This is a genomic window from Sorangium sp. So ce362 (assembly GCF_051519845.1).
Lineage (GTDB): Bacteria > Myxococcota_A > Polyangia > Polyangiales > Polyangiaceae > Sorangium.
In genome coordinates this window covers 6,710,822-6,725,703 of record NZ_CP150332.1, presented here as the reverse complement: position 1 = coordinate 6,725,703, position 14,882 = coordinate 6,710,822, and the positions used below count along the sequence as shown (strand labels likewise).

Here is a 14,882-nt window from a genome sequence, read left to right as displayed (position 1 = left end):
GCGCCCGCCGCTGCTGGCGCGGGTGTTGCAGTCGAGCTCACCATGAAGAAGCAGAAGAAGAACCTGCCAGCGAAGACGACGACCCCGCAGGAGGCGCCGGCCCCGATCGCCGAGAGGAAGGCGACGGAGTCCTCGGAGGGGGATCCCGTCGGCGGTGCTGCCAAGGGCGCGCTCATCGGGGGTCTCCTGGCAGGCGGCGGCGGCGCGGCCGTCGGGGGCGCAGCCGGCCTGATCGGCGGCGTGCTGGACGACGGCGACGACGACGACGCCGGCTGGTAGTCAGACCACCGACACGTTGATCGAGCGAGAGTCGAACCGCCAAGGCGCCAAGAGCGCCAGGATAGGGTTCTATTCCTTGGCACCTTGGCGCCTTGGCGGTTCGAAATGCTGCTCTCTCCCGGCGGTTTCAGCCCGTTTGTCGCTCCAGCCAGAGCGCCGATCCGCTCGAAGATCGAGAATGAACCACAGTGGACACCGAGTCGCACGGGATGAGCGCTCCTGGGCCGCGGCACTGGATAGGCCCCGTCGATGCAGGGGTCGATTATCGATACATCGTCACTTTTCCACGAGGGTGAACGAATCTGACGGATCTGAGTTCTATGATCGAACCCACGCGCGCAACGTTACTGTACGTAGAAACCGCAGAAACCGCAGAAACCGCAGAAACCGCAGAAGCCGCAGAAGCCGCAGAACGGACGCTGCGTGACAAACCACGGCAAACCACGGCAAACGCAAACGGCCACGACTAAGAAAAGAGTCTTGACATTCTCCTCCTGTTTGTGAGAATGCTCCAATCTACCTTGGTGGTCAGGGCCGCTTCGGCCGGTACCGCAGCCGGTGGCACGATCGCTCAAGGGCCGACTCCGAGTGCGGCTATTGCCGGGGTCACTTGCTTCTTACGGCTGCACGTCCGAGTTGTTCTTGCTTTTTCTGAGTTGATGCTCGGCCCCATCACACGGGGTGTTCGCATGTGAGCATCTGTCCGACAAACATCGTGATTGCCAGGCATGTGGTCGGCGCAGGCCCGCGTGGGCATCCGTGATCACCGGGATGACCGGGATCACGAGCACGCTGGTCGGAAATTTTGAATTTTAACCGATAGAAGATCGGAGGGCTCGCAGGCGTCTCGATGGTTCACAACTCCATCTCGAGCAGAAGCCCGCGATTCAACCGGTCCGAACATGGAGAAACCTTAAATGCGCATCTTTTCCTTACTTGGCTACCTCTCCGCTTCGATCGCATGCAGCCTGCTGGCGTGCAGCGTTGACAGCATCGTGGACGAGGACATCGATCTTCTGGACTCCGCGTTGAACAGCCCGGACGGCACGCTGTCCGCGGATGTCGCACTTCAGTCGCAGTGGCAGGATGGCTACTGCGCGAACGTGACGATCACGAACATCAGCCAGCAGAACACGACCAGCTGGCGCGTGGGCATCGCGCTCAACGGCTCGACGGTGAACAACCAGTGGAACGCGACCTTTGGCTCGTCGAACGGGCAGCTCACGGCCTCGAACCTGAGCTGGAACGGCGCTCTGCAGCCGCGTGGCTCGACGACGTTCGGATTCTGCGCGACCGGCTCCGGCAAGCCGTCTGTCGCATCGGTCACCGGCAGCGGAGGCTCTAGCACCTCCGCGTCGTCGAGCAGCAGCTCGAGCACCTCCGCGTCGTCGAGCAGCAGCTCGAGCGCGTCGAGCAGCAGCTCGAGCGCGTCGTCGAGCAGCAGCTCGGGGACAGGCGGCTCGGGCGGGGCGGGCGGCGGCTCGGGCGGGGCGGGCGGCTCCGGCGGCTCCGGCGGCTCCGGCGGCTCCGGCGGCAGCACGTGCACGGCACCCGACCAGTCGGTCTGCAGCAATCTGACCGGCACCCACTGCGGCTTCACCTTCGAGTACTGGAAGGACTCAGGGAGCGGATGCCAGATCAACACAGCGGATGGCTTCAGCGTCGACTGGAACAACATCAATAATCTGTTGGGTCGTAAGGGTCTGAGGCCTGGGTCAAAGAATCAAATCGTGACCTACGAGGCCGACTACCGGCCGAACGGCAACTCCTACCTGGGCGTCTATGGGTGGACGAAGAGCCCGCTCGTGGAGTACTACATCATTGATAGCTGGGGCAGCTGGCGTCCGCCGGGCGGGGAGGGGCGCATGGGCACCGTCACCAGTGATGGCGGTACCTATGACATCTATCGGACCCAGCGAGTCAACCAGCCTTCCATCGAAGGCACCAAGACCTTCTATCAGTTCTGGAGCGTCCGCACCGCGAAGCGCACGAGTGGAACCATCTCTGTCGCCAACCACTTCGATGCATGGCAGCGCCTGGGGATGACCATGGGGAACCTGTATGAGGTCTCGATGGTCGTGGAAGGGTACCAGAGCAGTGGGAGCGCTGACGTGAGCGTGTCGATGAGGTGAGCCCTGGGCGTTGAGCCTCGGCTGTGGGCAGGGGGCGAGCCGCGCTGACGCACGGTTCGCCCCCCCAAGCCCGCGGATCTTGCTCAGCTCGCCCGCCGCCGGTTCGGGATCGGCCATTCAGGCGCCGGCCCCCGGCGGCGGCTCGCTCCAGCCCGGGCCGTCGAGGATGCGGGCCACCAGCATGCTGCTCACGTTGTCGCCGGCGGCGTTGACCAGCGTCGCCGGCGGATCCACGAGCGCCCCGACGGTGGAGATGATGGGCAGCGCCTCCATCGGGAATCCAAAGAGCGAGACGATCACCAGCTCTCCGATGAAGCCCCCGCCGGGGATGCCGCTCATCACGGTGCCGCTCAGGATCGCGACCCCCACCACGGCGAGGTAAGTGTCCGCCCCGCCGAGCTCGCGGCCGAAGACGCCGAACAGCAGCGCCGTCTTGAGCACCGCCGAGAGGCACGAACCCTCCATGTGGACGGTCGCGCCGATCGGAATGACCACCTCCGCGATATCGTCAGGCACCCGCGAGCGCCGCGCCGCCTCGAGGTTCAAGGGGATCGCCGCCATGCTGCTCGAGGTCGCGAGCGCGGTGAGCGCCGGCGCCGGGATGTTCTTCCAGAACGCCCTCACCGCGCGCCCCCGGCCGGCGAGCCACGCGTAGAGCGTGAAGGCGAGGAAGAAGTACGCGACGGCGAGCGGATAGAAGAGCCCGATCGCGCGGACGTACGACTGCAGCAGGGTCGGGCCGAAGGCGCCGACGAGGTGCGCGAAGTAGGCGCCGAGGCCGATCGGCGCGTAATACATCACGAAATCGACGAGCTTGAGCATCACCTCGTTCGCCGAGGCGAGCAGCCGCGCGACCGGCTGGCCGCGCTCGCCGGCCGCCGTGGTCCCGAGGCCGACAAGGAAGGCCATCACGATCAGCGGCAGCACGTTCCTGCGCGAGAGCAGATCGCCGAAGTCCGGCACGCTGATCGCGCCCACCAGCTGGTCGCCCAGGCTGACCGGCGCGACCTCCGGACGCCCGGGGAGCGTCACCTGCAGCCCCTCCGCGGGCGGGTAGAGCTCGACCGCCGTGAGCATCAGCGTCGATGCGACGAGGCCGGTGGTGACGAAGACGCCCAGCATCGCGGTCACGATGCGCCCGAGGCGCCGCAGGCTGCTCATGCCCGCCACCGCGGACGAGATGGAGAAGAAGATCAGCGGCACCACGAGGGTGAACAGCAGGTTGAGGAAGAGATCGCCCAGCGGCTTGAGCACCGCCGCCCGCTCGCCGAGCGCGAGGCCGAGGCCTGCGCCGGCGGCGATCGAGGCGAGCAGGAGCAGCGTGAAGCGGTTGGACGTGAGGAGGGTCCGCAGCGTTCTCGTCATCGCGGGCGGCAGCATGCCGCGAGGAGCGCGCGCGTGTCGCCGGACGCGTCACGCCGGCCTGAGCGCGGAGAGCGCGGCGCGGGTGAAGATCTCCGCGATGAGCCCGATCGCGCGCTCGTTGAGGTCGAACGCGTGGTGGTGGTGCGGCGCCGCGGTCGGCCCGCCCGCGCCCACGGTGAAGAGGCAGCCGGGAACGCCCTCGGGCGCCACGTCGTCGTCCGCGGCTGCCGCCCGGGTCACGCGAACCCCTGGTCGAGGCGGCGCGCTCGGCGTATGAACAGGGCCACCATGCATCGGGTGTTCATCGACGGACAGGAAGGGACGACAGGGCTCCAGATCCGCGAACGGCTGCAGGGCCGCCGCGATCTCCAGCTGCTCGAGATCGACCCGGAGCGGCGCAAGGACCCGGCGGCGCGTCGCGCGCTGATCAACGAGGCGGATCTGCTCATCACGTGTCTGCCCGACGACGCCGCCCGCGAGTCCATCGGGTGGATCGAGAACCCGGGCACGCGCGTCATCGATCCGAGCACCGCGCACCGCACCGCCGACGGCTGGGTGTACGGCTTCCCGGAGCTCCGCCCCGGGCAGCGCGAGGCCGTCCGGAGCGCGCGGCGCGTCGCCGTCCCCGGGTGCCACGCGACCGGGTTCCTCGCCCTCGTGGTCCCGCTGGTCGACCAGGGGCTCCTGCCCAGGGACGCCGGCATGATCGCTCACTCGCTCACCGGCTACAGCGGCGGCGGGCGCAAGATGATCCAGACCTACGAGCAGGCCGGCGGGGCCCGCCGCGAGCAGCTCCGCGGCCCGCGCCCGTACGGGCTCACCCTGCAGCACAAGCACCTGCCCGAGATGCGCGCCATCGCGGGGCTCGAGCGGGCGCCGTTCTTCCAGCCGGTCGTGGGCGACTTCTACAAAGGCATGCTCGTCTCGGTGCCCCTGTTCGTGGACGCCCTGAGCCGACCCGCGACGCCCGCGTCGGTGCACGAGCTCTACGCGTCATATTACGCCGGCGAGCCGTTCATCCGGGTGATGCCGCTCGGCGGCCAGGGCGCGCTGGAGGACGGTTCCCTGAGCGCCCTGGAGTGCAACGACACGAACCGCCTCGATGTGTTCGTGTTCGGCAAGCCCGACCAGATCCTTGTCGTGGCGCGCCTCGACAACCTCGGCAAAGGCGCCTCCGGCGCGGCGGTGCAGAACCTGAATCTGATGCTCGGCACGCCGGAGAGCACCGGCCTCGACTGACCGGCGCGCCGCGGCCGCCGCGTCACGACTCCCGGTGCTGCGGGGCGTGCGCTTGCATCTCGGGGAGCCCGGCCGCGGCCTCCTGGACATCGGCGGGGAAGTCCGAGAGCTCCTGTACCTGGCGAACCTCGATGATCGCGTCGTCCGAACCGGGGCAGCGCGACGCCCACGCGATCGCCTCTTCCCTCGATTTCACCTGGATCAACCAGTAGCCGCCGAGCACCTCCTTCGCCTCGGCGAAGGGCCCGTCGATCACCTGAGATTTCCCTCCGGGGAACGAGATGCGCGCGCCCATCGAGGGCGGGTGGAGGCCGTCGACGGCGAGCAGCACGCCGGCCTTCTGCAGGGATTCGTTGTACCTCATCATCGCAGCGACCGCCTTGGCGTCCGGCATCGTGCCCGGCGCCGCGCTCTCGTATCCCCTCGGGATCATCAGCATCATGAACCGCATCGTCATGTCTCCTTCTCGATACAGGGCTCCGCACGGCCTCGACCGGGCGTGAGCCCCCGCTCTGTCGTGACGACGAACGAGGGGGCGCGAGATCGACACGCCCCTTCGATTTTTTCTGCAGCGGTCCGGGGGAGGGGGCGCCCGTGCCGTCCGAGAACGCGGCGCTCCTGCAGCTCGTCGCGGAGCGGTTCCCGGAAGCGGGGCTCGCGCCGCGGGATCCGCTCGGCCGGGCGCGCCTCCAGCAGTGGCTCTGCTTCATCGGCACCGAGCTCCACAAGGCGATCTACCTGCCGCTCCTGGACGAGGCGGCCCCGGCCCAGGTCAAGGCCTACGCGCTCGCCAGGGCGGACGCCCGCCTCGGCTGGGTGGCCCAGCGGCTCGAAGGGCGGGAGTTCCTGCTCGATCGCTTCTCGGTCGGCGACGCCTACCTCTTAAACGCACGAAAGCGCGTGTAAGTACACGAAAACGCACACATTTGCTACACGCGCCGACATGAGCCGGTCCTCGCCGGTTATCGAAGACAGGCGAGGAATGGCCGCGCGCTGTCATCGGGCACCCAAGGATCCCACTTTTCCTGAGCGAGCGTCTCTGATACGAAGTCATCATGAGACACTTGCAACAACTCTTCGTATGCTCGGTGTTGGCGGTCGCAATGATCCCGGTCGGCTGTGGAGCGGAGGCGCCGGACGGCGCCGACCAGGCGTCCGATATCGGCTCGATCAGCCTCGCCCTCGTCGGGACCAGCGCCACGGGCGCGACGTACCGCCTCTCCTCCGCGTTGTTCAATATCCACGGTCCGACGCACCGGCTCTTCTATGGAGACGGCGACGCGACGGTGCTCACGGAGGTGCTGCCGGTCGGCCGCTACGACGTGTACCTGGAGCCTGGCTGGATCCTCGAGCGGTGGACCAGCTCCGGTTACCAGTACGTTCCGGCGGGCCTGACGTCGGCGAATCCGACGCCGGTCTTCATCAACGAAGGCGCGACGTCGACGCTCATGTTTCAGTTCCGGGCGGACGGCGATGTCGTCTCCGTCGGCCAGGGGACGCTCGACATCGTCATCGGGGTCGACGACACGACGGCGCCGCGCGAGGACACCGATGTGGCCTGCAGCAACGGCTATGACGACGATGGGGACGGGTACGCCGACTGCAGCGATCCGGACTGCCAGTGGCAGCCCTTCTGCGTACCGTGGCGCGAGGACACCGGTGCGGCGTGCAGCAATGGCTATGACGACGATGGGGACGGGTACGCCGACTGCAGCGATCCGGACTGCCAGTGGCAGCCCTTCTGCGCGACGCCGGGCCTCGTGATCGAGGACTTCGACGACGGCGATTTCTTCAGCTCCCCGCCGTACGCCAGGCGCTTGCCGCCGTTCACGGGGCCGTGGGTGACGTACGGCGACGGGACCCTTCCGCCGGTCGACGTGTTTCCCGTGCCGGGGCCTCTCGGCTCGACGGCGCTCGCAGCCTACTCCCCGGGGGGGCCGTCCGTGTCGGGCGCCGGCGTCATGCTCTCCTTCGAATCGTGGCCCGTCAACATGTCGGGGGTCCAGGGCATCCGCTTCAACGTCCGTGCCCAGGGCTCCCAGGTTCGCTTCGAGATCGGCACGCTCCTCACCAGGCCCGAAGGCGGGTTCTGCTCGGATTGCTTCGACGGCCACGGAATCGACCTCTGGGTCGGAACGGAGTGGGTCACCGTGGAGCTGCGCTGGTGGGATCTGATGCAGCAGGGGTGGGGCACGCCGGCGCCGTTCGAGCCGTGGGCGGTCAAGGACCTGAGCTGGCGCACGCCCGCGGGGCAGCCGCTCGGCATCGAGCTCGACGACGTCCAGCTGTTCTGAGCTCGGCCGCCCGGGGGGCTCACGGGCTCGTGCGCCGCGTCGGCCCATCCGCGCGCGTGCCGCGCACGAAGCACGAGAACGGCCGGTAGCCGCGCTCCGCGCATGATCCGGCCGTGGACCTGGACGGGGGCGGCGCTCCCGCGGACCTGCTCCCGCCGCGCCGCGAGCGTGCAGCGGTCCTCCGGGTGGAAGAGCTCGGTCAACGTGGTCCCTTGTCCGAGCGCAGGTCCGATGGCCCGTCCCAGCGCATCCGCGCAGGCCGCTGCTCCAGCACGCGCACCCGGACCCTCACGAGATCAGGCCTGGATCCGGGTCGTTCCGAGCAGTTACGCTCGTACGCCCCCATGCCTCCGTCCCGACCGCCTCGCGACCACCGCCCGCGCCACGCTCCGTTGCCCTCGTCCGCGGTGTCCGCCTTCATCCGCCCCGCCAGGCTCGATGCGCTCCTCGCCCCCTGGATGCCCGACGCGGAGGAGCGCGCCTTCGTGGTCCGGTGCATCGTCGGGGAGGGCCCCATTCATCACCGCGGCGCGAGCTATGCGCTGCTCTGCCTGCTCGGCCTCCTGCTCGAGGAGCTCGGTCCGGACGAGGGCGGCGCCCCGCGCGGCGAGTCGCTGGCCGTGCCGATCCGCCTGCCGCCGCACCTCGCGCGCGGCAGCGATCACGACTACCCGCTGGCCATCCCGCTCGCGCCGCTGACGCGCCTCGCCCCGCAGGGCTCGCCGAAGCTCGCCGCGCTCGTCGACTGCCTGACCGACGGCCCGCCGCACCACGCGCTCGCCAACGCCGCCATGGTCTGTCTGCTCGACGCCCTCTTCGCGCGCGCCGCGCGCGCCCGCGCCGGGGCGGAGCCGGCCTGATGGCGCTGCCGCCCGCGCTCGGACAGGCGTTCCGGATGGTGGCCGCCGAGCTGGGTATGCGCTCGGCGGCGCGGCTGTTCCTGCGCGAGCTGATGGGAGCCGGCGGCGCCCCGCTCGTCGGCGAGGCCCGCGACCAGCTCGGGCGCGAGTTCCCCGTCCTCGATTTCGTCGCCGAGCAGTGGCTCTCCGGCGGCGCCGAGGCGCCGCTCGACCCCGCGGGCGTCCTCGACGCGCTCCGCGGCGTGAACCGGCTGCTCGTCGTGGGGCTGGAGGCCGACGGCCTCGACGCGCTCGTGCCGCGGCTCTCCGGCGTCGAGGCGGGCCTCGTCACCGACGCGGGCGGGCTCGACCCGGACTTCCGCCGGGTGCTCGCGAACTATGACGGGCTCATGGAGCCGGTGGGGCTGTCCGAGCTCCACCGCTGGGCCGGGCGGCGGAGCGCGCTGCTCACCTTCGTCTACGGCACCGACGGGCACGCGGCGCACGTGAGCCCCTCGTGGCTGCGCGTCTCGGGCCCCGACGTGCGGACCCAGTTCCGCTCGCTGATCGGCTGGGACATCCTCGGCCGGCCCATGACGGTGTACCCGCGCTGGATGGTCGAGACGAGCGCGGGCGATTTCTCGTGCCTCGTGGGGCCGGCCGCGCCCGCGCCCGAGGCCGCCGCGGGCGCGGGCCACCCGCGTGCGCCCGCGCCCGCGCGCGAGGCGACGTGACGGCGCCCCAGGCCGCGCTCTTCACCCTCCTGCTCGGCGCGCTCCTGCTCCAGGCGCTCCTGCCGTCGCGCCGCGTGCTCGTCGTGACGGGCGGCGCGGCCCTCGCCTGCCTCGCGTCGACGCTGCTCGGGGTCGCGACCACGCAGCGCCTGCTCGCCGAGGTGCCGTGGGACGTGCTCGTCATCCTCGTGACCCTGGGGCTCCTGTCCCAGCTCCTCGCCGCCTCGCGGCTCTTCGATCGCCTCGCCGTCGTGGCCACGCGGCTGAGCGGCGCCGAGCCCTTCCGCGTCCTGCTCGTGTTCTCGATCGCGATGTACCTCGTGAGCGGCGTCGTCAACAACCTCACGGCGCTCGTGCTCGTCCTGCCGGTGCTGCACGTGCTGCTCCGGCTCATGGGCACGCGGCAGCGGTACGTCTCCTGGCTGCTCGGCCTGCTGCTCGTCGCCTGCAACCTCGGCGGGGCCGCCACGCCGATCGGCGACTTCCCGGCCATCCTGCTGCTCGGCCGGGGCAGCATGACGTTCGGCGGCTACCTCTCGCGCGCCGCCCCGGCGACGCTCTTCGCGCTCGCCGTCCTGCTCCTCGTCGTGCGCGTCGTGGTGCGCCCGGCCGCGGGCGTGCCGCGCGATCCGGTCTCGGCGCGGCTCACGCGCGCGGCGGTCGAGGCGCTGCACCGGCAAGTGCGCGTCGATCGGCGCCTCCTCGTGCCGGCGGCGGCGTCGCTCGCCGCGATGGTGGTCGCCTGGCTGTTCCTGCCCGCCGAGCTCGGCGTCGGCCCGGAGCTCGTGTGCTGGCTCGGCACCGGCGCGGCGCTGCTCCTGGCGCGCAGGCACGGCGAGCGGCTCGCGAGGACGGGGCTCGACATCGAGGCGGTGCTCTTCCTGCTCTCGCTCTTCGTGATGGTCGCGGCGGTGCGGGGCACCGGCCTCTTCGAGGAGGTCTCGCGCTCGCTGGAGCGGCTGCCGGTCGCGCCGTCGCTCCAGCTCGTCGCGTTCCTCGTCCTCGCCGGCGTGCTCACGGGGCTGTTCTCGGCGGGCCCCAGCATGGCGGCGCTGCTCGACGTGGCCGAGTCGCTCGCCCAGCGGCTGCCCGGGCCCGCCGTCTATGTCGGCCTCGCCCTGTCGGTCTGCGCGGGCAGCTCGCTCTTCCTGACCGCCGCGACGTCGGGACCGCTCGCGCAGGCGCTCACCGAGCGGGCCGACCTGCGGGACGTCGACGGCAGGCCCATCCGGTTCGGCTTCTTCGATTTCCTGCCGACCGGCCTCCTGAGCTTCGCGGTCATCCAGGCCGTGGCGATCGCGTACGCGCTCCTCGCCGTCTGGGCGGCGCGGTAGGCGCCTGCCGCCATCAGCGCGCCGCCTGGACGAGGAGCTCCTCGAGGACGGCGGTCAGCTCGTCGACCCTCACCGGCTTGGTCAGGTAGCGGTAGAACCCGGCCTGCTCGGCGCGGCGGGTATCCCGGGCCATCGCCGCCGCGCTGAGCGCGATCACGGGGATGTCGCGCGTCTCCGGCCACTCCTCGAGCTTGCGCAGGGCCTCGTAGCCGCTCATCCCGGGGAGGTTGATGTCCATGATGACGACCTCGGGCCGCCGCGACCGCGCGAGCTCGATGCCGATCTCGGCGTTCGGCGCGGTGATCAGGTGGACGCGCTCGAGCTCGGAGATGAGCTCCTCCATGAACGCGATGTTCGACGGGTTGTCCTCGACGTAGAGGACCGAATGCCGGACGCCGCCGGGCCCGGCGAGCGGCGACCCCTCGACGCGCGCGTCGGCCTGCTCCGGGGCGGCGACCTCCGGCGGCTCCTCGTGCGCCGGGAGCTCGATCCAGAACTCGGACCCTTCGCCCGGCACGCTGTTGAAGCCGACGCCGCCGCCCATGAGCTCCGCGAGCCGCTTGCTGATCGTGAGGCCGATCCCGGTCCCCTCGATCGGCCCTGTCTCCTGGCCGGCGCGCTGGAAGGGCTGGAAGAGCTTCGCGTGCTGCTCTCGCGGGATGCCGATGCCGTTGTCCGCCACGCAGATCCTCACCACGCCGTCCTCCGGCATCGACACAGCGATCGTTGCGCGGCCCCCCTTCCGGCCGTACTTGATCGCGTTCGAGCCGTAGTTCATGAGGATCTGCGCGAAGCGCGTGCGATCCGCGGTGATCTTCGGGAGCTCCGGGGGCAGGGGCGCGAGGGCGATCTCGATCCCGGCGCGCTGGGCCATCGGGTCGAGCGTGGTCTTCACCTCGTCCAGCACCTCGGGGACGTTCACCGGCTCGATCGAGACCGTCACGCGGCCGGCCTCGATGCGCGAGAGGTCCAGGATGTCGTCGATGAGCTTGAGCAGGTGCTCGCCGCCCTTCAGGACGTGCTCTATCCGCTCCTTCTGGCGGTCGGTGAGCGGCGTCTTCCGGTCGCGCTGGAGCAGCTGCGCGAAGCCGAGGATCGCGTTGAGCGGCGTGCGGAGCTCGTGGCTCATCGAGGCGAGGAACTCGCTCTTCGCGGAGCTGGCGGCCTCGGCGAGGGCCCGCGCCTTGCGGAGCTCCTCGGCGCGCTGCACGTCGCCGGTCATGTCCCAGAGGGTGCACACGGTCCCGCCCTCGGCCGTGCGGCGCTCGGTCGCGCGCAGGCTGCGCCCGTCGCTCGTGCCGAGATCGAGCGTGCCGCTCGGCTCGGCGTGGTAGGCGAGCAGCCTCCCGCGGAAGTCGGCCTGGGGCTCGCCGCCGAGGGCGAACAGCCCCGCGGCGATGCCCTCGTCGATGAGCTCATCATAGCGCCGTCCGACGATGGGGCCGCTCACCCGCGCGCCGAGCCAGTGCCGGTACACGCTGTTGCAGAGCGCGAGCCGATCCTGCGCGTCGAACACGGCGAACGCGCCCTGGATGCTCTCCACCGCGCTCCGCAGGAGATCGGTCGTGCGCTTCGTCTCGGCCTCCAGGCGCCTTCGCTCGCTGATGTCGCGGGCCACCTTCGAGGTGCCGACGACCTTGCCCATCGCGTCGTGGATCGGAGAGAGGGTGATCGAGACGTCGATGTCCCTTCCGTCCTTGCGCCTGCGCACCGTCTCGAAGTGCTCCATGTGCTCGCCGCGCCTGAGCCGAGCGAGCATCCGCGGCACCTCGTCCTCCCGCCCCGGCGGGGCGAGCGCGGTGAGGGGCTTGCCGATCATCTCCTCGGCGCTGTAGCCGAAGATCGCCTGTGCGCCCCGGTTCCAGCTGGCGATGCGCCCGTCGAGCGCCTCGCCGATGACGGCGTCCTCGGAGGAGTCGACGATCGCGGCCAGCCGCCGCATCGCGAGGTCGACCCGCTTGCGGTCGCTGATGTCGCGGATGGCGCTCGAGACGAGCGTGCCCCGCTCGGTCGTCAGCGGGCTGAGGCTGATCTCGACCGGGAACTCGCCGCCGTCCTTCCGGCGGCCGAACAGCTCCACCCCCGACCCCATCGGGCGCGCCTTGGGCACGGCGATGAACGCCGACCGGTTCGCGACGTGCGCCCGCTGGAAGCGCTCCGGCAGGAGGAGCTCGATGGCCTGCCCGAGGAGCTCGCCGCGCGCGTAGCCGAACATCCGCTCGGTCTGGACGTTGACGAACACGATGCGTCCCTGCTCGTCGACGACCACCATGGCGTCGGGCGCCGCGTCGATGAGCAGGCGGAACGTGCCGTCGTCGAGCGGCGGAGCTCCGGGCCCGTGGGGCGCCTGGTCGGATGGAGACAGGCGGTCGATGGAGGCGTGTTCACGGGTCATCGGGGAGCCTCACGCAGAAGATGGCGCCGGGCGCGTTGTCCTCGATCCGGAGGGTGCCGCCGTGCGCCTCGACGGCCATCCTGCAGAACGCGAGCCCGAGGCCGCGGCCGGCGCGGTGGACGACCGGATCCTCGCCGCCGAGCTGAACGAAGCGATCGAACACCCTCGCGCGCATCTCGGCGGGGATGCCCGGCCCCTGGTCCGCCACGCGGATCTCCACCGCGGCGCCGTCCTTCACGGCGCTCACGGTCACCGCGGTCCCGGCCGGGGCGTGGTGGACGGCGTTCTCGAGGAGGTTCTCGAGCGTGCGGCGCAGCAGGTCCGGGTCGGCCTGGACGGCGGGCACCTCGACGGCCTCGCGCAGCGCGAGCGACCGGGAGCTCGCGCGCAGGTCGAGCGCGGCGAACGTCTCGAGGACGAGCGCGCGGAGATCGACGCGCGCGCGCTCGGGGGCGAGCCTCCCTTCCTCGCTCTTGCTGATGTCGAGCAGGTTGTAGATGAGCCGCAGCAGGGAGCGCGCCTGATCGCGGACGTGCCGCACGGAGTCGCGCGCCTGTTCCGGGAGCGAGCGGTCCCGGAGCAGGAACTGCGCGTGCAGGTCCATGCTGCTCACGGGGTTCTTCAGATCGTGCACGACGAAGGCCGTGAGCTGCTCCTTCTGGAGCTGGAGGCGCATGAGCGCGTCCCGCTGCTGCCGGACGAGCTCGACGTGCTCGCGCAGCTCCGCGCCGAGCCGGCGCAGCCTTAGCGCGGCCTGCACCCGCGCGAGGAGCTCCGACGGGCGGACCGGCTTCGTCAGGAAGTCGTCGCCGCCGGCGCGCAGCGCGCTGTCGAACGTCTCGACGTCGCGGAGCGCCGTCAGGAACACGATCGGCGCGCTCTCGCCCCCGGGCAGGCTGCGGATCCGGGCGCACACGGCGAACCCGTCCATCCCCGGCATCCGCACGTCGAGCAGCACGCAATCCGGTTTGTGGCGCTCGAACTGCTGGATCCCCTCCTCGCCCGTGACGGCGAGCACGACCTCGTAGCCGTCGTCCTCGAGCGTGGCCTGGGCCAGGGCGCGGTTCTGCTCGTTGTCATCGACGACGAGCACCCTGGATCTCGGCTCTTGCTGCTCCATGCGCCCTCGGCTTCGGGCGCGAGGTTACACGAGGATCCACGGTTCGCACCATGGCGCCCGGCCTTGGGCCGAGCGGCTGCCTGGCGGCGCGACCGGCGTCGCGCGGCGCCGTTCATGGCCAGCGGAGCTGAGCGCGATCGTCGCGGATCTCGACGTCTCCCCTGGAACATTGCCCTATAGGGATCCGGCGAGCGATGTGCGTTCTGCAACGCGATCGATGGATGCCCGGGCCAGCGTGCTGCTGAAGCTCACACTGGTGGGCGCATCGGTGCTGCTGTCCACGCTGGCGGCGCGCCGCTTCGGCCATGGGGTGGGCGGCGCGATCGCCGGGCTGCCGATGATCGTGGGCCCGATCATGGGCTTCGTGCTGCTGCAGGAGACGCCCGCCCAGGCGAACGCGATCGCGCTCGCGACGCTTGTGTGCCTGCCGGCGACGATCGTTCATGTGCTCGGCTTTGCGTGGTGCGCGACGCGCTTTCGCTGGGGCGTGGCGCTGCTCGCGGCCAACGTGGCCTTCCTGTCGCTGGGGGCGGCGCTGCTCGCGCTGCGATTGCCCCCGCCCTGGGCCTGCGCCGTGGCGCTGCTGTCGCCCGCCCTGGGCACGCTGGCCTTGCCGCGCCGCTGTGAGGCGCCCGCTGCGGCGGACATTCCGCGCGCCGAGCTCGCCTGCCGCGTGGTGGCCGCGATGGCCATGGCCTGGTGCATCATGCGCAGCGCCGGCGTCGCGCCCGCAGGCCTCAGCGGCCTGCTGCTCGCCATCCCGATCACCGGCAACATCCTTCCGTGTTTCACCCTGCCCAGGCACGGCGCCGCCGCCACGGCGGCCTTGCTCGCGGGCTTCGTGCGCGGCCTGTTTGGATTCGCGGCGTTCTTCGTCGCGCTGCACGCGGCGCTCGGGCGGATGCCGACGGCGAGCGCCTACGGCCTCGCGTGGCTGGCCGCGCTGCTCGCGGCGCTGGCGCTGCGCGGGCTCACGCAGCGAGCGCGGCGCGCGCCGTCGGCGGGGCAGGTGTCCGCCCGGTCCACGGCCGCCTGACCCGCGGGTCCGGCGTCATGGCCCGACGGGCTGCGACCGCCGGGCAAGACGGCGAGGGCGAACTTGCCGCCGGGGGCGAGCGCCGACCGGTCCACGCGCGGCGCTCACCCCGACC

At 70.9% G+C, this 14,882-nt stretch carries 14 protein-coding genes; 9 read left to right on the top strand and 5 right to left on the bottom strand.

Annotated elements, in window-relative coordinates:
• Positions 1-42: 42 nt before the first annotated feature.
• Both WMF17_RS25560 and WMF17_RS25555 read left to right on the top strand, forming a co-directional pair.
• Positions 43-279: a hypothetical protein gene (locus WMF17_RS25560; RefSeq protein WP_437595758.1), complete on the top strand. Its 237-nt coding sequence runs from the start codon at positions 43-45 to the stop codon at positions 277-279.
• Between the two features lie 917 nt (positions 280-1,196).
• Positions 1,197-2,411, top strand: coding sequence for a glycoside hydrolase family 11 protein (locus tag WMF17_RS25555; protein WP_437595757.1), 1,215 nt, complete (start codon positions 1,197-1,199; stop codon positions 2,409-2,411).
• Positions 2,412-2,528: 117 nt separating this feature from the next.
• Here WMF17_RS25555 and WMF17_RS25550 read toward each other — a convergent pair whose 3' ends face one another.
• Positions 2,529-3,776 (bottom strand): dicarboxylate/amino acid:cation symporter, encoded by a 1,248-nt coding sequence (locus WMF17_RS25550; protein ID WP_437595756.1) that lies wholly within the window; start codon positions 3,774-3,776, stop codon positions 2,529-2,531.
• Between the two features lie 48 nt (positions 3,777-3,824).
• Positions 3,825-4,016, bottom strand: coding sequence for a hypothetical protein (locus WMF17_RS25545; protein WP_437595755.1), 192 nt, complete (start codon positions 4,014-4,016; stop codon positions 3,825-3,827).
• Positions 4,017-4,064: 48 nt separating this feature from the next.
• Here WMF17_RS25545 and argC point away from each other — a divergent pair, with 48 nt between their 5' ends.
• Complete coding sequence (gene argC / locus WMF17_RS25540; RefSeq protein ID WP_437595754.1) at positions 4,065-5,015, top strand: N-acetyl-gamma-glutamyl-phosphate reductase; 951 nt, start codon at positions 4,065-4,067, stop codon at positions 5,013-5,015.
• A 22-nt stretch (positions 5,016-5,037) separates the two neighbouring features.
• On the opposite strand, the gene WMF17_RS25535 is transcribed toward argC, so the two are convergent.
• Entirely contained in the window at positions 5,038-5,466 is a 429-nt protein-coding gene (locus WMF17_RS25535; protein ID WP_437604307.1) for a YciI family protein, read from the bottom strand.
• Between the two features lie 143 nt (positions 5,467-5,609).
• Between WMF17_RS25535 and WMF17_RS25530 the strand changes: the two genes are divergently transcribed.
• From WMF17_RS25530 to WMF17_RS25510, 5 genes are all read left to right on the top strand, one after another.
• A complete protein-coding gene (locus tag WMF17_RS25530) occupies positions 5,610-5,921 on the top strand; it encodes a glutathione S-transferase family protein (protein ID WP_437595753.1) in 312 nt (103 codons plus the stop codon).
• 182 nt (positions 5,922-6,103) lie between these two features.
• Positions 6,104-7,309 carry a hypothetical protein gene (locus tag WMF17_RS25525; protein WP_437595752.1) on the top strand — a complete coding sequence of 402 codons (1,206 nt, stop codon included), beginning with the start codon at positions 6,104-6,106 and terminating at the stop codon, positions 7,307-7,309.
• Between the two features lie 407 nt (positions 7,310-7,716).
• Complete coding sequence (locus WMF17_RS25520) at positions 7,717-8,169, top strand: hypothetical protein (RefSeq protein WP_437595751.1); 453 nt, start codon at positions 7,717-7,719, stop codon at positions 8,167-8,169.
• Positions 8,169-8,882 carry a hypothetical protein gene (locus WMF17_RS25515; protein ID WP_437643732.1) on the top strand — a complete coding sequence of 238 codons (714 nt, stop codon included), beginning with the start codon at positions 8,169-8,171 and terminating at the stop codon, positions 8,880-8,882. Before WMF17_RS25520 ends, WMF17_RS25515 begins: the two co-directional genes overlap by 1 nt.
• Positions 8,879-10,216 carry an SLC13 family permease gene (locus tag WMF17_RS25510; RefSeq protein ID WP_437643730.1) on the top strand — a complete coding sequence of 446 codons (1,338 nt, stop codon included), beginning with the start codon at positions 8,879-8,881 and terminating at the stop codon, positions 10,214-10,216. Before WMF17_RS25515 ends, WMF17_RS25510 begins: the two co-directional genes overlap by 4 nt.
• Positions 10,217-10,229: 13 nt before the next feature.
• Here WMF17_RS25510 and WMF17_RS25505 read toward each other — a convergent pair whose 3' ends face one another.
• A complete protein-coding gene (locus WMF17_RS25505) occupies positions 10,230-12,611 on the bottom strand; it encodes a PAS domain-containing hybrid sensor histidine kinase/response regulator (protein ID WP_437643728.1) in 2,382 nt (793 codons plus the stop codon).
• Positions 12,601-13,731, bottom strand: a complete 1,131-nt coding sequence (locus WMF17_RS25500; RefSeq protein ID WP_437595747.1) for a hybrid sensor histidine kinase/response regulator — start codon at positions 13,729-13,731, stop codon at positions 12,601-12,603. Before WMF17_RS25500 ends, WMF17_RS25505 begins: the two co-directional genes overlap by 11 nt.
• Before the next feature lie 217 nt (positions 13,732-13,948).
• Here WMF17_RS25500 and WMF17_RS25495 point away from each other — a divergent pair, with 217 nt between their 5' ends.
• A complete protein-coding gene (locus WMF17_RS25495) occupies positions 13,949-14,767 on the top strand; it encodes a hypothetical protein (RefSeq protein WP_437643726.1) in 819 nt (272 codons plus the stop codon).
• Positions 14,768-14,882: the final 115 nt, after the last annotated feature.

Bases quoted from the DNA above. Each gene is read 5' to 3' on its own strand.
- WMF17_RS25560 (WP_437595758.1), top strand. From the start codon at position 43: ATGAAGAAGCAGAAGAAGAACCTGCCAGCGAAGACGACGACCCCGCAG.
- WMF17_RS25555 (WP_437595757.1), top strand. From the start codon at position 1,197: ATGCGCATCTTTTCCTTACTTGGCTACCTCTCCGCTTCGATCGCATGC.
- WMF17_RS25550 (WP_437595756.1), bottom strand. From the start codon at position 3,776: ATGACGAGAACGCTGCGGACCCTCCTCACGTCCAACCGCTTCACGCTG.
- argC (WP_437595754.1), top strand. From the start codon at position 4,065: ATGCATCGGGTGTTCATCGACGGACAGGAAGGGACGACAGGGCTCCAG.
- WMF17_RS25535 (WP_437604307.1), bottom strand. From the start codon at position 5,466: ATGCGGTTCATGATGCTGATGATCCCGAGGGGATACGAGAGCGCGGCG.
- WMF17_RS25515 (WP_437643732.1), top strand. From the start codon at position 8,169: ATGGCGCTGCCGCCCGCGCTCGGACAGGCGTTCCGGATGGTGGCCGCC.
- WMF17_RS25505 (WP_437643728.1), bottom strand. From the start codon at position 12,611: ATGACCCGTGAACACGCCTCCATCGACCGCCTGTCTCCATCCGACCAG.
- WMF17_RS25500 (WP_437595747.1), bottom strand. From the start codon at position 13,731: ATGGAGCAGCAAGAGCCGAGATCCAGGGTGCTCGTCGTCGATGACAAC.
- WMF17_RS25495 (WP_437643726.1), top strand. From the start codon at position 13,949: ATGGATGCCCGGGCCAGCGTGCTGCTGAAGCTCACACTGGTGGGCGCA.